Source organism: Gilliamella sp. LMG 34361, from assembly GCF_984569075.1.
In genome coordinates this window covers 119,154-138,866 of sequence record NZ_OZ474903.1, presented here as the reverse complement: position 1 = coordinate 138,866, position 19,713 = coordinate 119,154, and the positions used below count along the sequence as shown (strand labels likewise).

The 19,713-nt window shown below is 35.3% G+C and carries 21 protein-coding genes and 3 pseudogenes; 13 read left to right on the top strand and 11 right to left on the bottom strand.

Features of this window, described 5'->3' with window-relative positions:
• Nucleotides 1–206 precede the first annotated feature (206 nt).
• The 3 genes and pseudogenes from AC5LXI_RS00780 to AC5LXI_RS00770 form a co-directional block, all read right to left on the bottom strand.
• On the bottom strand, nt 207–884 hold the full coding sequence (locus AC5LXI_RS00780; RefSeq protein ID WP_493443096.1) for a hypothetical protein: 678 nt from the start codon (nt 882–884) through the stop codon (nt 207–209).
• Nucleotides 885–1,306: 422 nt separating this feature from the next.
• A pseudogene (locus AC5LXI_RS00775) lies at nt 1,307–1,915 on the bottom strand (LysR substrate-binding domain-containing protein).
• Nucleotides 1,916–2,480: 565 nt separating this feature from the next.
• Nucleotides 2,481–2,831, bottom strand: coding sequence for a hypothetical protein (locus AC5LXI_RS00770; protein ID WP_493443095.1), 351 nt, complete (start codon nt 2,829–2,831; stop codon nt 2,481–2,483).
• A gap of 199 nt (nt 2,832–3,030) precedes the next feature.
• On the opposite strand from AC5LXI_RS00770, the gene AC5LXI_RS00765 reads away from it, so the two are divergent.
• Nucleotides 3,031–3,255 carry a hypothetical protein gene (locus AC5LXI_RS00765; protein ID WP_493443094.1) on the top strand — a complete coding sequence of 75 codons (225 nt, stop codon included), beginning with the start codon at nt 3,031–3,033 and terminating at the stop codon, nt 3,253–3,255.
• Nucleotides 3,256–3,407: 152 nt separating this feature from the next.
• Here the strand turns inward: AC5LXI_RS00765 and AC5LXI_RS00760 are convergent, their stop codons facing one another.
• From AC5LXI_RS00760 to AC5LXI_RS00735, 6 genes are all read right to left on the bottom strand, one after another.
• On the bottom strand, nt 3,408–3,698 hold the full coding sequence (locus AC5LXI_RS00760) for a hypothetical protein (RefSeq protein ID WP_493443093.1): 291 nt from the start codon (nt 3,696–3,698) through the stop codon (nt 3,408–3,410).
• An 18-nt stretch (nt 3,699–3,716) separates the two neighbouring features.
• A complete protein-coding gene (locus tag AC5LXI_RS00755; protein ID WP_493443092.1) occupies nt 3,717–3,992 on the bottom strand; it encodes a VENN motif pre-toxin domain-containing protein in 276 nt (91 codons plus the stop codon).
• A gap of 446 nt (nt 3,993–4,438) precedes the next feature.
• Nucleotides 4,439–4,825 carry a hypothetical protein gene (locus AC5LXI_RS00750; RefSeq protein WP_493443091.1) on the bottom strand — a complete coding sequence of 129 codons (387 nt, stop codon included), beginning with the start codon at nt 4,823–4,825 and terminating at the stop codon, nt 4,439–4,441.
• A gap of 327 nt (nt 4,826–5,152) precedes the next feature.
• The gene (locus tag AC5LXI_RS00745; protein ID WP_493443090.1) at nt 5,153–5,470 is read right to left on the bottom strand and encodes a hypothetical protein; all 318 of its coding nucleotides are present in this window, start codon (nt 5,468–5,470) and stop codon (nt 5,153–5,155) included.
• A 12-nt stretch (nt 5,471–5,482) separates the two neighbouring features.
• Nucleotides 5,483–6,364, bottom strand: a complete 882-nt coding sequence (locus AC5LXI_RS00740; RefSeq protein ID WP_493443089.1) for a VENN motif pre-toxin domain-containing protein — start codon at nt 6,362–6,364, stop codon at nt 5,483–5,485.
• A 47-nt stretch (nt 6,365–6,411) separates the two neighbouring features.
• Nucleotides 6,412–6,921 (bottom strand): hypothetical protein, encoded by a 510-nt coding sequence (locus AC5LXI_RS00735; protein WP_493443088.1) that lies wholly within the window; start codon nt 6,919–6,921, stop codon nt 6,412–6,414.
• 273 nt (nt 6,922–7,194) lie between these two features.
• On the opposite strand from AC5LXI_RS00735, the gene suhB reads away from it, so the two are divergent.
• Nucleotides 7,195–7,998, top strand: a complete 804-nt coding sequence (suhB, locus tag AC5LXI_RS00730) for an inositol-1-monophosphatase (protein ID WP_493443087.1) — start codon at nt 7,195–7,197, stop codon at nt 7,996–7,998.
• Between the two features lie 88 nt (nt 7,999–8,086).
• Here the strand turns inward: suhB and AC5LXI_RS00725 are convergent, their stop codons facing one another.
• Nucleotides 8,087–8,407 carry a winged helix-turn-helix transcriptional regulator gene (locus AC5LXI_RS00725; protein WP_493444328.1) on the bottom strand — a complete coding sequence of 107 codons (321 nt, stop codon included), beginning with the start codon at nt 8,405–8,407 and terminating at the stop codon, nt 8,087–8,089.
• A 204-nt stretch (nt 8,408–8,611) separates the two neighbouring features.
• Here AC5LXI_RS00725 and AC5LXI_RS00720 point away from each other — a divergent pair, with 204 nt between their 5' ends.
• The 7 genes and pseudogenes from AC5LXI_RS00720 to AC5LXI_RS00690 all read left to right on the top strand — a co-directional run bounded on the left by AC5LXI_RS00720 (nt 8,612) and on the right by AC5LXI_RS00690 (nt 16,278).
• Entirely contained in the window at nt 8,612–10,807 is a 2,196-nt protein-coding gene (locus AC5LXI_RS00720) for a heavy metal translocating P-type ATPase (RefSeq protein WP_493443086.1), read from the top strand.
• 732 nt (nt 10,808–11,539) lie between these two features.
• Nucleotides 11,540–11,863, top strand: a complete 324-nt coding sequence (locus AC5LXI_RS00715; RefSeq protein ID WP_493443085.1) for a hypothetical protein — start codon at nt 11,540–11,542, stop codon at nt 11,861–11,863.
• A gap of 655 nt (nt 11,864–12,518) precedes the next feature.
• Complete coding sequence (locus AC5LXI_RS00710; protein WP_493443084.1) at nt 12,519–13,187, top strand: hypothetical protein; 669 nt, start codon at nt 12,519–12,521, stop codon at nt 13,185–13,187.
• 165 nt (nt 13,188–13,352) lie between these two features.
• Entirely contained in the window at nt 13,353–14,375 is a 1,023-nt protein-coding gene (locus tag AC5LXI_RS00705; RefSeq protein ID WP_493443083.1) for a hypothetical protein, read from the top strand.
• Between the two features lie 139 nt (nt 14,376–14,514).
• Nucleotides 14,515–15,144, top strand: a complete 630-nt coding sequence (locus tag AC5LXI_RS00700) for a hypothetical protein (protein WP_493443082.1) — start codon at nt 14,515–14,517, stop codon at nt 15,142–15,144.
• A 196-nt stretch (nt 15,145–15,340) separates the two neighbouring features.
• Nucleotides 15,341–15,592: pseudogene (locus AC5LXI_RS00695) on the top strand (AHH domain-containing protein); the annotation flags it as partial.
• 56 nt (nt 15,593–15,648) lie between these two features.
• Complete coding sequence (locus tag AC5LXI_RS00690; RefSeq protein WP_493443081.1) at nt 15,649–16,278, top strand: hypothetical protein; 630 nt, start codon at nt 15,649–15,651, stop codon at nt 16,276–16,278.
• Nucleotides 16,279–16,337: 59 nt separating this feature from the next.
• Here the strand turns inward: AC5LXI_RS00690 and AC5LXI_RS00685 are convergent.
• Nucleotides 16,338–16,409 (bottom strand): annotated as a pseudogene (locus AC5LXI_RS00685) (hypothetical protein); the annotation flags it as partial.
• A 756-nt stretch (nt 16,410–17,165) separates the two neighbouring features.
• On the opposite strand from AC5LXI_RS00685, the gene AC5LXI_RS00680 reads away from it, so the two are divergent.
• The 4 genes from AC5LXI_RS00680 (at nt 17,166) to AC5LXI_RS00665 (ending at nt 19,610) form a co-directional block, all read left to right on the top strand.
• Entirely contained in the window at nt 17,166–18,200 is a 1,035-nt protein-coding gene (locus AC5LXI_RS00680) for an RHS repeat-associated core domain-containing protein (protein WP_493443080.1), read from the top strand.
• 78 nt (nt 18,201–18,278) lie between these two features.
• Nucleotides 18,279–18,692: a hypothetical protein gene (locus tag AC5LXI_RS00675; protein WP_493443079.1), complete on the top strand. Its 414-nt coding sequence runs from the start codon at nt 18,279–18,281 to the stop codon at nt 18,690–18,692.
• Nucleotides 18,662–18,790, top strand: coding sequence for a hypothetical protein (locus tag AC5LXI_RS00670; protein WP_272866961.1), 129 nt, complete (start codon nt 18,662–18,664; stop codon nt 18,788–18,790). Before AC5LXI_RS00675 ends, AC5LXI_RS00670 begins: the two co-directional genes overlap by 31 nt.
• Nucleotides 18,791–18,935: 145 nt before the next feature.
• A complete protein-coding gene (locus AC5LXI_RS00665; RefSeq protein WP_493443078.1) occupies nt 18,936–19,610 on the top strand; it encodes a hypothetical protein in 675 nt (224 codons plus the stop codon).
• The last annotated feature ends 103 nt before the right edge of the window (nt 19,611–19,713 follow it).

Below are 19,713 nucleotides of genomic sequence, written 5' to 3'. Positions count from 1 at the left end.
TGCATTATTCGTTATGTATTATGCAATAATTCTTGTTTTAATGCGAATAGAAAGCAGTTTGTGAAAGCAAAAAACTAATGGAAATTTGAACAATTACATAATACAAATAAATTGAAAGATATAATTTAGATAACAGATGGAAAATCGTTAGTAATTTGATAAACCAAAGTATCAATTTTCATAATACTTTGGCTTAGGTTAGAAAATTAATTTAATGCTCTTTCAAGATCACTGATGTTTTTACTTGATTTTAAACGATTCATACAAGCAGTTATCGCTTTGGACGTCACATCTTGTACTAACTGGTAATTATTCTCTTCCCAGTCAGTATATGGTTTTGATTTATCGTCTTCAACAAGATCATCACTAGAACATTCAAAACTGTAATGATCAGAACGGATAGTTGTGTTATAGATAAAATTATATTTATTATCAGTTAACCCGTCATAAATTAGCTTAAATTTATACGGTCGAATGGTTATGGTATTTTCTTTTTGTTTATTCGCTTTTAATTTTTTTAAAATTACATAGAACTGTGGTTTTAATATATCCATTGTTTGATTAGGAACCGATGTTATATAGGTACCTTTTAAATCCTCTTTGGTAAATCCATTAACCGAACCGCCAACGCCTCCAAATAATCCTATCGCAAATTGAGCCACTTTTAATCCCACAACTTGTGCAGTATCGCCCCTGGTTACAACATTTAAATGGTTGTTTGTATCGTAAACGACATCACCATTAATCGCATGCTCAGTTAAAATAGTGATCTTTGAGCCATTATTTAAAACAATGGTATCCGTATTAACAATTGCTGATCTAGGTAAACGGTTAGAACACGAGGCTAAGAAAAACAAACTTACTATTAACAAAAAAGATCTCATTAGTATTACCCTTCATAAATTATTTTGTTGTATATATAAAAATCGAAACTTCATAAAAAGCAAGATTACTTATTTTCATCTCGTACCTTTTAAATTATTCCCATAAGTTAAATCGATACTTGATTATTGACATCACTGTTTCGGTTTTATTGTTACCGATCTCATTGCTTACCCAATAGGTAAAGTTGGTATAGATATTTTTCCTATTCTCCATTTGCTAAAGTTATAAGAATTATAATGAATAAACTATTGTTTAATAATGGAGTTATACATTATTATGGTAATCGACTTATATGTCCAGATTTGTTTAAAGTAAAAATTTGCCTCCAAATTTTGTCAACTAGGTTGGCGTCATAATATTGTGAATTTATTTTTTATCCTCAAAATGACTTAAAATATAGTTAAAGACAAACTGATGCAACCTAGAATAACGCTGTTTTTTTAGTATGACAGAGTAAGACTTTCCAATAAATTGGATCATCAAAACGACGTTCAACAATATTTTGGTTAGAGTAAATATCTAAGATTGGTGATGGTAAAATAGTTATAAATTTAGAATTGGTTGCTAAAAGTAATAAAAAGTCCCAAGATGCAAACATCGTATATTTTTGTGGCTGAATATTATATTCGCTAAATTCTTTCATTAATTTATGATGGATCATAAAACTTGGTTCAAAAATTGCTAACATTTGATCATTTAAATCTGACCATGTTAGCGTCTGCTTTTATGCAAGGGGATGCTCGTGATTAAAAAAGACAGATAACTCACTTTGCTGTATAAGGTGTTCATCAATGATAGTTGAACTAATATTAGTGGGGTCGAGCAAAATAGCAAAATCAAGCTCATCAACCATACACGTTTGACTTAATTGATAAGCGGCTTTTTCGATAATTTCAACTTCTATATTGGGATGATTAATAATTAAATCAGCGATCACTGAAGAAGACATCACACCTAAAATTAATGGCGGAATACCTATTCTTACTTTACCTTTCAATTGACCGGCACCCTTACGAATGACAGTCAACATATCGTTATATTGAGTAATTAGTTTTTGAACTTGTTCGTAAAAAAGCTCACCGGTAGGGGTTAAACCTTGTAAACGACCTTTATATCTCTCAGTTTGCTTATCGTGGGTCACGAATGATTAACTCACCGTCACTAATTGCCGCATAGGTAATATTCGAGGCTTCATCGTTGTGGTAATAAATGGTTGGTTGGCCACTTGTTGGTGAAAAAACACTGCTACCAACAACTATTCTAATTGGTTAATTATTTTTTTAGATAATGGTTATTCTTATTTGGTTTATTGAGATGTATTTGTAAAAATAATTGAGGAGTGTATACCGTCTTATTGATATTTGAGTATGAGTTGGCAGGTAATAAAGCAATAATAAGTCGCTGAAAATAATTTTAGACATCAGGATATTGGAAATACTAGACTAAACGAACTAAATAATGCAACATTAATGTGAAATTAAAATCAGTAATAATATCTATCCCCCCCTTTCCTTAAAATTTTGAGGGAAAAGGGTATTAGAGGTAAGCTAATAAAGTATGTATTACACATATAAACTAATGGTATTTAATGACAATCAACTGATGCTAAATGTAAAAACCTGACGTCGATCATTTTCTATCAAGGTTAATTCATCTACTTTACTAAAAAATTGTTGATCATTCACAATAACAATAATTCCCTTAACAATAGCCTTCATAGCATAATAAGCATATTTTCCTCCAACTAAAATCCCAAAAGTTTCATCTTGTTCTATTACTTTAGGAATAATATCTTTTGGTAAGGTTATTATCTTTCCAAAATCACCATCATTGTTATCACTTAAAAAAGCCATCTCATTTATACCACCTAAAATATAAAAATAAGCTTTTAATTCAATAAAACCATTGATTTTCTTTAAAATGGCATCCTCAATTGACAATAACATGTCCCCCCTATTTTCATTTAGAATTAGTAAAAATTGTCTGTCCTGTGAATTTACTTTTAAATTCAGCTATTGGAGTAAAATATTGGGGCCTCCTGCTGGATCTCTGATTGCTATAACGGGCTGTCCATTTCTGACTGTTATTCCATCAACAACAACAGCGTGATAACCTCTATCTAATTTCATCGCTACAATAGCTGGATTGCCATTAGAAGTTACGGATGAAAGTGTTTCTATTGATGCCTTTGAAATAAACCTAGCATCATTTAGACCTTATTTATTTAAAGCTGAAATCAAATCAGTCATTCGTGCTCCATCAGATCCCACTTTTGAATCAATCATAAGCTTATTCAGATCATATTCAATACCTGCTGTATCTAATACCATCGCACATGAATTAGCTCCACAAGTAGGTAAATTACCTTGATTTAAGACTAAGCGTTCACCATTCCTGATAATGCTTGTACTAGCCTTATTACCAGGTTCAAGATTAGCTACAACAGTATTTTCTATTTGATTATAAATTCTCTTTGTTTCTGGTGTTTCATTAAGAAATTTCTTTACGTCTTTGATTATTTCTTAAGTGACCCTAAGTTCCCCACTGTTTTCCAATGCCATTAACGCTAATAGTTCTTTTAATTGCGCTTTAGATAATGACTTAGCTAATTCAGCCGCACTCATTCCCAACCCGGCAGCAGGCATTGCTTCTGCGCCAATAGTTTCCATCACCCAAATTGCTACTTGATTTGCACATAATACTGGATTAACGGAACAAGCTGCCATTCCCGCTTCTGCTGTTGCAATAGCGGCTGGAGAGACAATAAGCACACCCAAAACTATTACTTGTGGCTTATCACCTTCTATTATCATTTCATTATAACTATCTATTCATTCCTTGATAACCTGCTGTTCACAAGCCGTATCTCCGTTACATGCCGCTTGTGCGGCTTTAACAATAGCTAAACCAAAATTATTATTCTCAACCGCATTTTTACTACTACTAATAACTGCGCCAGCATCACCAACACTACCACCGCCAGCGGCAAGACCTGTTGCTAACTGCGATAGTGCACTGATGGTTTGTTTTTCTTCTTCGGTTAAATCTTTGACTTCTTTTCCATACAGTTGTTTGCAGATGATATCTGCCGCAACTTCACCGACCACTGCACCCGCTCCACCAGATAATGCTGAGTTGCCTTGTAGCTCAGCTACTACCGCACCAAGTATTGCATGAGCAATTAAGTTGCTGGCAATACCATCTGCATTTTTTATAGCAAATATATTTGTTTTTGGATTGTAATATAAAGTATCTCCATTTTTTCTAACTTTTTAGAGTTCCTTCTGGCGGACTTCTAACAAAATTATGAATAGTTACACCTTTTACCCCATGTTTTTCAAACATCCGCAACCTTATCAATATAACTTTTAAAAGTACTATCAAAAGCAATGAACTAAATGAACTTGGATTCACTACATGACAATTTGTCACCATTACCACTAAAAAATGTAAGTTAATTGTCTAACTTGCGAACTAGATCGCTGAGTGGATAAATAGTTAGTTCAGTTCTGCGATGGAAATCGCAGAGTTAGAGAAAATTGGTTCCTTATGACTAAAATTGGCTCATCAAAATTGTCCAATTTATCAATATCAATATAAGAAACCTCTTTGGGTCATAATAATATTTATTATTTTGATAATGAATCTGCCCAGTTCTTTGACCTGAATTAGGATTTTCCACATCTATTCGTTCTTTACCTTTCCATATTGTTTTACTTGCAACTTGTACTCCATTAGCTCCCAACATTGGACCTTGTTGCACATTTTTATTTTTTTCTGCATTACTTTTAACACCACCGCCAGTCATAACAACGCTAGCAACCATTGTTCCAATTTGATCTGCATTTTGAACCAGAACTTCATCACTAATATTATCAGTATTAATTCCAACTAAAGTTAATAATTCATTACGTTCTACTACTTTTGGACTATTAAGCACAATAATAAATGTAGTATTTATTATATTTAAATTTTATTTTACGCAAAAAAGTAAAACCTAAATATTAACCATTCAATTACCCCGTTGGTTATAACCATAACCTTGGTAAAGTAGTTTCTATTCAACAATTTACCGTTAAGGGCAATTGTTTAAATCAACTCGGCTTCACCACAGGTAAGCCTGTCATCATTACCACTAAAAAAGTAAATTGATTATTGAAATTGCGAAATAAAACGCAGAGTGGATAAATAGTTACTTCAGTTCTGATAAGCAAAACACAAATTTAAAAGATCCCAACTTTTAGGTTGGGATCCTTTTTAGTGAATACTAAAAATCAGACCACTCTGAATATTCAATATCTTCAGGTGTTAATTCCTCAAAACCATCTTCTTTTAGTATATCATTGAAACATTTGATGGTATTTTTTAATGTTTCTTCAATTGTATTACCTGTCCCTAAAGCACTTTCTGGACAACTATCGAATTTCCGTTTTATACGTAAATCTGTAGTTCCTGAAAATCTTCCTGACTGGTTTTCATAAATTTTTACTTTCATTTTTGCATAGGGCAATACAGGCATCCAAACAATAAATTCTGCAACAAGTTTTTCAATTTCCACACTATCTAATTTTAAATTACGCCACATATATCATACCTTTTATTGTTTTCCAAATGAGATTATTTTTTTACCTAACATATCAATATATTTACCATTTTTATAATATCTTGTTACATTTTCTGTTGCGCCTTTAATATCAACTTTTTTAGCCCCCTTCAGATTTTTAGCAAATTCTATTGCTTTACGAAGATATTGCTGAGGAGTTGTGGCTCCAACCTCTTTTCCATGTTTATTAAAATGGTAATCTAGTGATCCTTCCGGTGAATCAAAACTTCCTTTATCCCAAAAATCCTGAGTATCTTGACGAAACTGTTCATTATCTCTTGATGAATTAGAGGATTGAGAATTATCATCTCTTTTAGACTTCTCTTTATCATCATCAGGCGGTAATCCCGGATCTCCACCGATCGCAGCACTCCCACCACTAGCTAATGGATGGTTGTTATTGTGTTCAGTTTCTGATGATTCATTATACAATGCAATTATAGCTTGAGAGAAACCTTTCATATCTTCTTTGAAAATCTCATCTCTATATTCTGTTACTATATTATCTAGAACACCTGGTGGTAGCGATTGAACAAATTGCTTTGCACTCTCAGTATCTAATTGCAATTCAGAAACTAATAATAATTGAGCTGCCAATTGCGGTGATTGGATTGCGATTGGTAACATTCCACTACTTAGCTCACGGCTAGGTATTACCAATCGTATAAGCCAGAGATAGTTATTTTCCACCGCATTTTTACTACTACTAATAGCCGCACTGGCATCACCAATATTACCACCGCCGGCAGCTACCGCCAGACCTGCCGCTAACTGTGATAGTGCGCTGATGGTTTGTTTTTCTTCTTCGGTTAAATCTTTGACTTCTTTGCCATACAGTTGTTTGCGGATGATATCTGCTGCAACTTCACCGGCCACTGCACCGGCTCCACCGGCAAGTCCTGAGTTGCCTTGTAGCTCAGCGACTACTGCACCAAGTATTGCATGGGCAACTCTAACCTCGCGGTTTCGTTATCACCGGCTTGTATCTTTATCTGCTCAGCTAACCATGGTACACTGGCGCCAGCTAGGCCGCCGGTCATATCGCCGGTGATAATGCCGGTAATAATTGATACGGCTGAGTCAACGCCTTTACTAAAGTCATTGCCCATTTTGCCATCTTGGGAGTCTTTACCGGCATCTTTATGAATAGTGCGTTCGAGCTCTTTAACCTGTTCCCCTAACTCTTTTAAGCTAGTAACAATGTTTAATCTGGTCTGTTCATCCTCTTTATTAAAGATTGGTTTGAGTTTGCTATGGGCATTTTCGGTATCATGACTGAGTTCATTAATATCTTGTGTTTGTTTATCTTGGTCACGAATGATTAACTCACCGTCACTGATTGCCGCGTGGGTAATATTCGCAGCTTCATCGTTGTGGTAATAAATGGTTGGTTGGCCACTGGTCGGTGAAAAAACATTACTACCAACAACCATTCTAATTGGTTAATTATTTTTTAGATAATGGTTATTTTGAGTTGCTTTATTTAGGTTTATTTTGTAAAAATAATTGAGAAGTCTATACCATGATAGTTATTAGGGCATTGATATAACCTGATTTTTTTGCATTAATTGTGTCTATTTTTCAATTTATCGTCGCTCGGCTGGCAAAGTAAGTATAAAACCTTTATACTATGCGACAATTTTTAGTAATACTTGCTGTGTTGCTAAATCAACCCGTTCTTTAACATCATCAATTGGAAGAAAATTATGCATCCGATGCTGAATATTGCTATTCGTGCTGCTCGTAAAGCAGGTAATGTGGCCATTAAGGCTTATGAAAATCCAACTTCAATCGAAATTGACACTAAAGGTGCTAACGATTTTGCTACTAACGCCGATCGTGCTGCTGAAGCTTTAATTATTGAAACAATCAAAAAAGCGTATCCTGATCATACGATTATTGCTGAAGAAAGCGGACTGGCTAAAGGTAATGATGCTGACACGCAATGGATTATCGACCCAATTGATGGTACCACCAATTTTATTAAGAATATTCCTCATTTTGCGGTTTCTATCGCAGCTCGTGTTAAAGGTAAAACTGAAGTTGCTGTCGTTTATAATCCGATGAGTAATGAACTCTTCACGGCTGCTCGCGGTAAAGGTGCGCAGTTAAATGGTTACCGTATTCGAGTAAGTAATGCGAAAGATTTAGAGGGTAGTGTGCTTGCAACAGCTTTTCCTTTTAAAGCTAAACAACACAGTAATTGTTATTTCGCGGTATTGCAAAAGTTATTTACTAAGTGTGGTGATTTTCGTCGTACAGGTTCAGCCGCGTTAGATCTAGCTTATGTCGCATCAGGGCGCTTAGATGGCTTTTTTGAAATTGGCTTAAAACCATGGGATATTGCCGCAGGTGAATTGATTTTACGTGAAGCGGGTGGTGTGGTTACCGATTTTGCGGGCGGTAATAACTATATGGTCTCTGGTAATATTGTGGCTGGAAATCCAAGAATCGTTAAAGATCTGCTTGTTTCTACTCAAAATGATTGGCCAGAAAATTTACGTAATTAATTTTACTTTCTTTATCTAAATGCGGGGCTGTCTTATCCCTGCATTTTGTCTTTATACCGTTTATCAAAAAAAATAAATTTGCTATTGGTCATTGTAGATCAGTTATTGCTGTCATGGAACAATTAACTTGTAAGCCTTGATTGTTTAAATAGTCACTACCCCAGACATACATTGATTCGAGGACTGGTTTGATACTTTTGCCAAAGTTGGTTAAAGAATATTCTACTTTAGGTGGTACGACGGGATAAACGTGTCGATGAATTAGGCCATTTGCTTCAAGTTCACGTAGCTGTTGGGTTAACATTTTCGGGGTAGCGGTTGGAATTTCTTTCTGTAATTGCGAAAATCTCAAGGTGGTTTCGGTCATCAGTTTCCATAAAATGAGCGATTTATATTTACCACCAATCATATTAATTGTGGCATCAACTGGACAACAGGTGATAGGTTGATGTTCTTTTCCACAACAAGTGGTATTAATCGGATTATTTTTCACATTATTATCTCAATAGTATCTTTTGGGGTAGTATATATCAAAAAAGTGCATTCTTGTTAAAAGGATAATTAATATTACAATAGCTATATAAATCACATCAAAAACCAAGGGAAACATCAAATGAAAACCGTCGAATATAGTTTTTTTGTGGAAGAGATGAGCTGCGCATCATGCGTTAGTCGTGTTGAAAAAGCATTAAAAAAGATTGATGGCGTGATTGATGTTAGTGTTAACCTTGCGACAGAAAAGGCAACAGTTGAAGCCAATACGAATGTGCAAATAGAAACCTTAATGGCAGCAGTCGATAAAGCCGGTTACCACGCGGTAAAGATTAGCGAGCCGGAAATTCACGCCAAAGATATAAATAAGCAAGCGTCACTCTGGCCGATTATTATCTCGGTTATCTTAGCGATTCCTTTTGTGTTGCCGATGTTACTTGAGCCATTTGGCATTCATTGGATGATGCCAGCTTGGTTGCAATTAGTGATTGCCTCGGTTGTGCAATTTGGGCTTGGTGCAAAATTTTATCGTAGTGGTTTTAATGCTGCCAAGGCGTTGTCTGGTAATATGGATCTGTTAGTGGCTATTGGTACCAGTGCTGCTTATGGATTGTCACTTTATCAGCTTATTATCGGTAATGACGATCATCTCTATTTCGAGTCGTCGGTGGTTATTATTACGTTAATCTTGATTGGTAAATGGTTAGAGTCAAGAGCCAAACATCAAACGACCCAAGCGATTGAGGCACTTTCTGCACTTCGCCCTGAAGTCGCGTTAGTTCGACAAGGCGATCAAGAAGTAAGTTTGCCGATAAGTCAGGTTAAGGTCGATGATGTGGTTGTGATCAAACCTGGTGAACGAATTCCGGTAGATGGTGTGGTTATTGACGGCGCATCGAGTTGTGATGAATCGATGTTGACGGGGGAAAGTTTCCCGGTTAGTAAAACCCTCAATAGTATCGTAACCGGTGGTACGATTAATGGCGAAGGGTTATTAATGGTAAAAACCACGGCCGTTCAAGCTGATTCGACTTTGTCTAAGATTATAGCTATGGTCGAGTCTGCTCAAGCGAAAAAAGCGCCAATTCAGCGTATTGTGGATCGGATTAGTGCTATTTTTGTTCCCGTGATTTTATTGATTGCGCTGATTACACTGCTTGCTTGGGGGGTTATTTCTCATGATTGGCAGCAAGCTTTACTACATGCGGTCGCCGTGTTAGTGATTGCTTGCCCATGTGCGTTGGGACTGGCGACACCAACGGCGATAATGGTTGGTACGGGGGTTGCTGCTCGCCATGGTATTTTGATTAAAGATGCCGAGGCGCTTGAAACCTTACATAACATTAATACGGTAGCATTTGATAAAACTGGCACATTAACCATTGGTAAACCAGAATTAGTTGAACTGGATGTAATGGGCACAGAAACTGCCGATCAAATTCTCGCACTAGCGGCATCAATGCAAGCCGGAAGTGAGCATCCACTCGCTAAAGCGATTTTAGCGAAGGCTAAATCGTATAATTATGCGCAGAATATTACTTCGGTTGCTGGTTCAGGAGTAATGGCAACCATTGACAATCATGAATATTATTTAGGTAGTTTACGTTGGATGAAATCGTTAAATGCCTATTTTGTGGATATGCAGGATAAAATTAATGAGCTTACCCAAAAAGGCTATACAATCTCATTTTTAGCCAAACAGCAATCGGAAAATGGTGTTGTGATATTAGCCTTATTTGGTTTTGCCGATGTGATTAAATCGGAAGCGAAAAGCGCCATTGATGCATTACATCAACTCAACGTAAATACGGTTATGTTAACCGGCGACAATCAACAAGCGGCTAATTATGTAGCACAGCAATTACATTTAGATAAAGTTATTGCTGAGGTTTTACCACAAGATAAAGCCAATTATATTTATCAATTACAAAAAGAGAGCCAAAACCTTAGCAATAGCAATCATAAAGTGGCAATGGTGGGTGACGGTATTAATGATGCGCCAGCGTTAGCTGCGGCTGATATTGGTATTGCTATGGGAACGGGGACTGATGTCGCGATGCATGCAGCAAGTATAACCTTGATGCGCGGCAATCTATTTTTAATTGCTGATGCCATTGATATCTCAAGAAGAACCTACAATAAAATTAAACAAAACTTATTTTGGGCATTTTTCTACAATTTAATTGGCATTCCACTCGCTGCCTTCGGCTTCTTAAATCCAATGATAGCCGGTGCGGCTATGGCACTTAGCAGTGTAAGTGTAGTGACTAATGCTTTATTATTAAAGCGGTGGCAAGCACGTTCTGAAGCAAAATAGTTTTCTTTTGAATGAATGCGCCATAAATGCTTTATGGTGATAAAACAGATCTTAAAACATGCCATCAATTCAAATATTATCTGCATTGATGGAATGATGGCACATCTTTCTAAATTAAAGATAATGACAATTTGCATCTCTACTTTCTAGAGAGTAGAGTCTTAGCATTCCTTAAATCAGTTTTATCAAATAGAGTACCTCGGTTGCGGAAGAGAATGCACGAGGTGATCATACTTACTATACAGCAAATGGTTATTTTAGGTGATTTGTTGACTGCTTTGGTTGTAGCCATTATTGGAATTATGATGAATGTAGATGCATAAAATTAAAGCAAATGCACTAGTCAAAGCAAGCATTACCACTATTGAGCAGCCAATCACCTCACTATGATTGCGCCGACGAATGGAAGTTGTTGAGTGTTTACACTACAACATGTTTAATAATTATGAACCAAACTGTGGATGATTAACTAAACTAGAATAGGCTATGATGTATTTACTAATGGGAAACGAGTTCTTTTTGATGTTTTTAAAATTAGGGAAAATAAATAAATTCAACAGAGCAAGCTTAAAAAGTATTAAAACTGTTTTAAACAGAAATGAATAAGCGGGAAAGCTATTGATGTGGGTTACAGTATGCGAATCCAGAAGTTGATTATACCGAAGAACTAAAAAAGAAATTGATGCCATTTACGAAAAATATGTAACGGTAAGATAAGAATAAGAGGTAATTGTGGAAATTTGGCCTATTTTAGAAAATGAATTAACTAGATATCGTGATTTATCTTCGTCTATTAGAAAAATATTGATGAAATATGAGGTTGAGTGTTCAGAACTTATTTTAAAGATGAAAGAAGAGACTTTTGATGAGAGTCAGGAACTCTTTAATAAATTGTATGATATTCAACAAAAATTATCGATAGCTATGTATAAATATGAATTTAATTTAAACGATCGTTTAAAAGACTTTGTCTATCATTTTGATCGAGATGATATTCATTCAAGAAGATATTGGTATGAAAAATTTAATGATGGATTAATTTGGCCTGATGACTGAAGTCAATTGTGACCTAATTATTAAGGATTTTATTTTTATTTATTCCTAGATCTGCATTACAAGTTTAATAATTAACGGATTATCTTCAATTTTGGCGACAACCGCTTTCCCAACATAAAAGCCTATCAGCTCAAATAAGTATCCTCTAATACGGTGATCTGGGGTTGGATTTTATCCCTTAGGGCGTGTAACCAATGATGGAAAATAGTTCAGTGAGTTGCAGTGACTTATTTTTGCAAACACATGATTTTAAATTAAATTTTGACTTAACCGTAATTAATATATAGTATTTTAGGTGAAAAACGCTGCAACTCCATAAAGGAAAAAACCGAAGCAATCGGGATTTGGATATAGTGCAACATTAATGTCTTAAATAGGACAAATGAAAACGATGCTGAAAAACATATTTTTAACAAGTTATCAAAAAATCCTAATGTTGAGGTTTTTTCATCTAATTTTATGTAAAAAAACAGGAAAAAATAATAACTATTGAGGTTAAATAGGGTTACGCTAACGAAACAAAGACTCAAATATTAAAAGATAAAGTTACTCGCTCTGGAAAAGAGAGATAATAAAAATTGATGGCTCGTCTGTTTCAGAACAATATACAATTGATTATTAGTAAAACACATGTATCGCTATGGAAGTTAGGAAAATGAATAAAACACCAAAAGATGAAGTTATATTAGATATGGCTAAAGTAATTGGCCCTTTGTTTGAACAAAAAGGATTTGTGCAAAAGAAAAATATATTTGAATTTCATGATAGTAACACTATATATCAATATGAAATACTACTTTCGAAAAGGAAGGGCTATTTTTCACTACATTTACGCCTAAATTTATTGAATAAACCATTTATGAAAGAAGTGAATAAAGTTCTTGAAAAGGTATTATTAGATAAGGATTATGATTATCTTAAAGGTTGGGATGATAAATCAATAAAAAGTACAATAAAATCAAGACTTAGAGATTTTATTTTAGGGATGGTAACAGATTGGCGCGATTTTAAAGAGGAAAATGAATCTTTGTCTGACTTTAGGGATCGATTTTCTATTTGGATGTGTTTCTTTGATGATATTAATGAAATCCCTAATTGGAAAGCGCAACTAGTGCAAAGTGTTTTATTTACTGAAAAATGGATTTCGGATATTCAATCTAATCCGGAACAATGGATAATTAACCATACAGCATACCCAGCGCTGTACCTCTTGAAAAAGCAAAACCGAATTATCGAATTAAATGAAAAATATAATTATTTGTTAAAGGGAAGCAATTATAAAGATGAGCTTATGTACTTTTATAAGCATTTAACAGCATCATAAAAACTAAATTAAAAATGGAGTAGTTTCCAAAGTCAGATTATAAATTATCAAAGTACTTTGTGATTAACTTTCACTTTTTAAATTGGTGTTAGCGCAAATATTGTGCCTTATTGAATAAGTGGATGCGCTGGGTAATCACACTTATCAGTCGCTAATCTTCTCACCATGATTGAGCGGGTGGATGGCAGTTGTCAACAGTACATTTATAATCAAGCTGGCTTAGTGAAAGCGGTACACGATTTTGATGGCACGGTGACTAGGTATCATTATAACGGACGCGGACTGTTACAAGAAAGATTATCGCCTGACAATAAACGCCTTCGCTACCATTATGACGGATTTGGGCGTTTGGTGGCACTGTACAATGAGAAGGATGAAGCATACCGTTTTAGTTATGATATCAATCATCAGTTAATCAGTTCAACTGACTTAACGGGACAACGTAAATGTTATGATTATGACCGATTAGGACGGGTAATTCGCCAATATCATTATCCACATAATCTACATTTTGAGTCTGAATACAATTCTGAATACAATCAAGAATCACACCTTAATCCAATTATCTATGATTACCAGTATGACAGTATAGGACGACTAACTCGTCGTCGTAGTCCAGATTATGTCACTGAATATCACTATCAACCGAACCAGACCACGCTAACACGCAGTGAATTATACGATTGGGCTACTGCACAATTGGCGGGGCAAACGGTTAGTGCCGATAAACAACAGACCCTAAGCTTTACCACTGACGAATTAGGGTTACTCATCGCAGAACAAAATCATGAAGGTTTACACCAATACAGCTATGATGCATTAGGTAATGTAATCAATCACACCTTACCGGATGGTAATCAGTTAGGATACCTCTATTATGGCTCGGGTCATTTAAGTCAATTGAACTTTAAGACGCCGACAGCCATGTATGATATTGCCGAGTATGAGCGAGACCGGTTACATCGTGAGATTAGTCGTCGACAAGGTAAATTGACCCAGCGCATCACGTTTGATGCTTTGGGACGAATGACCAGTAAACGCACGGCATTTAATGATTTAGGTAGTCATGCATTACCGCTGATAGACAAACGCTTTGACTATGACAAAGTGGGGAATTTAATACAACAAGTTAACGGTTACGGTAACTATCCGGCACAGACGCTAGATAGTAGAGCTCGTTACAGTTAACGTTAAAAGAACAGTTTGAAGCAGGTCTAGCCACCATTAAAAATGCGCTTGAAAATGGAAAGACCTTCCGCAAGGCACGGTAAATATAAAAATATAAAAGATTATCTAATTGATATATTTAATGAATGAGGTACGATCAATGAAAAACATGAAAGATTATCTAATTGACATATTTAATGAATACAAAAGCAAATATCCAGAGTTGAAAATTTGGTTAAGCGATAATGCTGTCAGCCAATCATGGGGGATGGGAGCATTGTCAGCTTACTCTTTACAACCATATCGTAGTGAATTATTGGGGTATAAACCTGGAAGGATGCTTAAAAAAAAGGACTGCTCTCCAGCAGTTCGTAGACAAAGATATTTTATGGATATTAATAATAATATTATTGGAATGATAAGATACGCTGAATTCGTAGATGTGCATAAAGAATGGATTGTATACAGGGAATTTTACTTTAGAAAAGACAATGAGGTAATTGGTTTGATATTTGGAAGTGCTTTAGAGAATAAAGATAATGCCAATCTAAATCATGTGATTTTAGTGAAATTAGATGGCGATATAATAACTGATTCTTATACTTACTCAGATGATAATAACTTTTCAGCAAGGAGATATCTTTACAAAGATAATGTTATCACAAACATAGAAGAACGTCTGTGGTTGAGTACATATATTGAACACTATTATAATATAGAAACTGAACCAACGCTAAAAATCACTGAAAATACACCGGAAGGTCTTGTTCAAATATATCCAAGTGATTGATTTTATCTGAAAGATACCAGAAGATCACCTTTTGCTTCTTCCGGTTTTATTTGCTGCTATCATGACGCAATGTCTGCCTCAGCCAATGCGTTATGGATTTTGTTCACTACGTGTTTAATCTCATAAGCTTCATTATCATCACTGACTTATAGATGCACAGTTCAGACCTTCTTAACCACTTAATCATTGGTTAAGAAGGAAAATGGAAAAGTTAAAAATTGATATTAATTCGAAAGAGAATGGAATTTGGTTGCCGAAAAACGCAAAATCTAGATCACCTAATACAAAAAATACTGCTCATGGTGGTGAGGGTGTCCATGGAAATAAGTATAAAGAGTATGTCTGGGATACATTGAAAGATGCCAAAACTAAAGAACAGTTTGAAGCAGGTCTAGCCGCCATTAAAGATGCGCTTGAAAATGGAAAGACCTTCCGCAAGGCACGGTGAATATAAAAATATAAAAGGTTATCTGATTGATATATTTAATGAATGAGGTACGATCAATGAAAAACATGAAAGATTATCTAATTGACATATTTAATGAATACAAAAGCAAATATCCAGAGTTGAAAATTTGGTTAAGCGATAATGCTGTCAGCCAATCATGGGGGATGGGAGCATTGTCAGCTTACTCTTTACAACCATATCGTAGTGAATTATTGGGGTATAAACCTGGAAGGATGCTTAAAAAAAAGGACTGCTCTCCAGCAGTTCGTAGACAAAGATATTTTATGGATATTAATAATAATATTATTGGAATGATAAGATACGCTGAATTCGTAGATGTGCATAAAGAATGGATTGTATACAGGGAATTTTACTTTAGAAAAGACAATGAGATAATTGGATTATTATTTGGAAGTACTGGCGAGAATGATGATGATGCCAATCTAAATCATGTGATTTTAGTAAAATTAGATGGCGATATAATAACTGATTCTTATACTTACTCAGATGATAATAACTTTTCAGCAAGGAGATATCTTTATAAAGATAATGTTATCACGAACATAGAAGAACGTCTGTGGTTGAGTACATATATTGAACACTATTATAATATAGAAACTGAACCAACTCTAAAAATCACTGAAAATACATCGGAAGGTCTTATTCAGATATATCCAAGTAATTGATTTTACCTGAAAGAAACCGGAAGATCACCTTCTGCTCCTTCCGGTTTTATTTGTTGCTATCATGATGCAAGACCTGCCTCAGCCAATGCGTTATGGATTTTGTTCACTGCGTGTTTAATCTCATAAGCTTCATTATCATCACTGACTCATAGACGAGCAGTTCAGTCTAACTGAGGCGCTTGACCGACTGGATTAATAGTATTGCATTGAAGTGGGTTAAATTAATGTCGTGTAAATCGATAATTGAAATCTTCATGGTAATAACCGCAAGTTTATCAGGGTAAATAATAGGTAAAGTGATAATTGTGTGCTTGTTGTTTAACATTTTAACTTGAATTCAATAATTAACTTACCGTTCTAAACAGTAATAACCCGACCGTAAAAGAAGCCTAACTCTTATAGCTAAGCTATCTAAACAGTCTAAGATAAAGACAGAGATTCAACTGAATGGCGAATCGGCAATTAATACTGTTATCAATCTGCATTTTGAGTCTGAAAACCATCAGGAATCACACTTTAATCCAATTATCTATGATTACCAGTATGACAGTATAGGACGACTAACTCGCCGTCGTAGTCCAGATTATGTCACTGAATATCACTACCAACCGAACCAAGCCACGCTAACACGCAGTGAATTATACGATTGGGCGGCTGCACAATTAGCGGGGCAAACGGTCAGTGCCGATAAACAACAGACTCTAAGCTTCACTACTGACGAATTAGGGTTACTCATCGCAGAACAAAATCATGAAGGTTTACACCAATACAGCTATGATGCATTAGGTAATGTCATCAATCACACTTTACCGGATGGTAATCAGTTAGGATACCTCTATTATGGCTCGGGTCATTTAAGTCAATTGAACTTTAAGACGCCGACAGCCATGTATGATATTGCAGAGTATGAGCGAGACCGGTTACATCGTGAGATTAGTCGTCGACAAGGTAAACTGACCCAGCGCATCACGTTTGATGCTTTGGGGCAAATGACTAGTAAACGCACGGCATTTAATGATTTAGGTAGTCATGCATTACCGCTGATAGACAAACGCTTTGACTATGACAAAGTGGGAAATTTAATACAACAAGTTAACGGTTACGGTAACTATCCGGCACAGACGCTAGATAGTAGAGCCCGTTACAGTCAACGTTATGAGTATGATGCAGCGCAACAAGTGGTGATGCAGCGCGAATATACAAACCAGCAGCATTTTGTGTATGACCCGGCAGGTAATTTATTCAATGAGCAAGGTGACGTGTGCCGAGCGAATCAGTTGCGACAATACAATGGTTACCACTACGATTATGATGGTTTTGGTCGACTGATTAAACGGCAACGACCGGCTGAAAACATCACGCAGTGGTTCAGTTATAACCATGAACATCAACTTATAGAAGCGAGGGTTGAGAGTTTACAACACCGCTCAATCACCCGATACCAATATGATGCGCTAGGTCGACGAATTAATAAGACGACGGAGCGTTACGATAAATATAGTCAGCGGTATACCACAACAGGCACTGATTTTAGTTGGCAGGGGATGCGGTTAAGTGGTGAGGCCAATGCGCAACAACAAATTCGCTATCTTTATAACGAACAAGATTATGAGCCAATTGCTAGGGTGATAAGTGACCGTCACCCTAAGACATCAGATGTTCACTACCAGATTGAGTATTTTCATACGTTAGCTAACAGCTTACCAACGGAGCTAACTAATGAGGAAGGTGAAATAATTTGGTTAGGGGAATATACGTTATTTGGGCAATTAAAACACCAACGCAATCGAGACCGGTGGTATAGTTCAGATAAGACAGAACAAAACTTGCGCTTTGCGGGGCAATATTATGACCAAGAAACGGGTTTACATTACAACACATTGCGTTATTATGATCCCAATTGCGGACGATTTACCCAATAAGATCCGATTGGACTGGCGGGCGGAATTAATCTATACCAATATGCGCCTAATACACTTTCTTGGATTGACCCGTGGGGATTGGAGTGTAGCCCAAAGCAATTAGCCAAAAATAGGCGTAATGGAAAAAAAGCTGAAGATTATATTCACTGGAAACAATTACAGGATTCTGATGTTAAAGTTTTAGGTCGTCAAGTTTATGTAAAAGTAGAAGGAGAAGGTGGAAGGTATATTGATATTCTTATTCAAAATAAGAAAACAGGAGAATTAACAGCTATCGAGGTTAAATATAATGGCGCTAAGAGATCAGCGGCTCAAAAGGCAAAGGATATAGGAATGCAAAATGGAAAAGGCATATTTGGGAAAAATGCGCCACCAGATAAAAATGGAATTTCACTTGGAAGGAAAAAAATAGAGAGTATCACCGTTCAAGAAATAAAAGTATCACCAAAGGAATTAGCAAAATGGTTAAGACAACAAAAGATGAAGTTATAGGTGGAAGGTATATTGATATTCTTATTCAAAATAAGAAAACAGGAGAATTAACAGCTATCAAGGATAAATATAATGGCGCTATGAGATCACCACCTTAAGAAGCAAAGGATATAGGAATGGAAAAAGGGAAAGGTATATTTGGGAAAATGCGCCACCAGATAAAAATGGAACTTTACTTGGTGGTAAAAAAATAGAGAGTATCACCGTTAAAGTAATAAAATTATCATCAGAGGAATTATCAGAATGGTTAAGATAACAAGAGATGAAGTTATATTAGATATAGCTAAAGTAATTGGTCCTTTGTTTGAACAAAAAGGTTTTGTGCAAAAGAAAAACATATTTGAATTTCATGATAGTAACACTAACAATATATATCAATATGAAATACTTCTTTCGAAAAGGAAGGGCTATTTTTCACTACATTTACGCCTAAAATTATTGAATAAACCATTTATGAAAGAAGTGAATAAAATAACTAAAAAAGTATGGTTAGATGAGGATTTTATTCGTCTAGATGGCCTTAGTGATGAAATGATAAAATACGCAATGAAGGTAAGACTTAGCGATTATAATTTAGGAATGGTAACTGATTGGCGTGATTTCAAAGAGGAAAAAGAACCTTTGTCTGACTTTAATGATCGATTTTCTATTTGGTTTTCTGTTTTTGATGATATCAATGAAATTCCTAATTGGAAAGCGCAACTAGTGCAAAGTGTTTTATTTACTGAAAAATGGGTTTCGGATATTCAATCTAATCCGGAACAATGGATAATTGACCATACAATATACCAAGCTTTGTACCTTTTGAAAAAACAAAACCGAATTATTGAGTTAAATGAAAAATATAATTATTCTTTAACACTATATAAATCTAATAATGAGCTTATTTTCTTTTATAAGTATTTAACTGCCTCATGAAAATTAAGTTAAAAATGGAATAGTTTCCAGATGATAAATTATCAAAGTACTTTATGATTAACTTTCACTTTTTAAACCGGTGTTAGCGCAAATATTGTAACCC

Excerpts from the sequence above, each read along its gene's own strand:
- AC5LXI_RS00780 (WP_493443096.1), bottom strand. The coding sequence starts at position 884 with ATGAGATCTTTTTTGTTAATAGTAAGTTTGTTTTTCTTAGCCTCGTGT.
- AC5LXI_RS00770 (WP_493443095.1), bottom strand. The coding sequence starts at position 2,831 with ATGTTATTGTCAATTGAGGATGCCATTTTAAAGAAAATCAATGGTTTT.
- AC5LXI_RS00760 (WP_493443093.1), bottom strand. The coding sequence starts at position 3,698 with ATGATAATAGAAGGTGATAAGCCACAAGTAATAGTTTTGGGTGTGCTT.
- AC5LXI_RS00745 (WP_493443090.1), bottom strand. The coding sequence starts at position 5,470 with ATGTGGCGTAATTTAAAATTAGATAGTGTGGAAATTGAAAAACTTGTT.
- AC5LXI_RS00735 (WP_493443088.1), bottom strand. The coding sequence starts at position 6,921 with ATGGTTGTTGGTAGTAATGTTTTTTCACCGACCAGTGGCCAACCAACC.
- suhB (WP_493443087.1), top strand. The coding sequence starts at position 7,195 with ATGCATCCGATGCTGAATATTGCTATTCGTGCTGCTCGTAAAGCAGGT.
- AC5LXI_RS00725 (WP_493444328.1), bottom strand. The coding sequence starts at position 8,407 with ATGATTGGTGGTAAATATAAATCGCTCATTTTATGGAAACTGATGACC.
- AC5LXI_RS00720 (WP_493443086.1), top strand. The coding sequence starts at position 8,612 with ATGAAAACCGTCGAATATAGTTTTTTTGTGGAAGAGATGAGCTGCGCA.
- AC5LXI_RS00710 (WP_493443084.1), top strand. The coding sequence starts at position 12,519 with ATGAATAAAACACCAAAAGATGAAGTTATATTAGATATGGCTAAAGTA.
- AC5LXI_RS00705 (WP_493443083.1), top strand. The coding sequence starts at position 13,353 with ATGATTGAGCGGGTGGATGGCAGTTGTCAACAGTACATTTATAATCAA.
- AC5LXI_RS00700 (WP_493443082.1), top strand. The coding sequence starts at position 14,515 with ATGAAAAACATGAAAGATTATCTAATTGACATATTTAATGAATACAAA.
- AC5LXI_RS00690 (WP_493443081.1), top strand. The coding sequence starts at position 15,649 with ATGAAAAACATGAAAGATTATCTAATTGACATATTTAATGAATACAAA.
- AC5LXI_RS00680 (WP_493443080.1), top strand. The coding sequence starts at position 17,166 with ATGTATGATATTGCAGAGTATGAGCGAGACCGGTTACATCGTGAGATT.
- AC5LXI_RS00670 (WP_272866961.1), top strand. The coding sequence starts at position 18,662 with ATGGTTAAGACAACAAAAGATGAAGTTATAGGTGGAAGGTATATTGAT.
- AC5LXI_RS00665 (WP_493443078.1), top strand. The coding sequence starts at position 18,936 with ATGGTTAAGATAACAAGAGATGAAGTTATATTAGATATAGCTAAAGTA.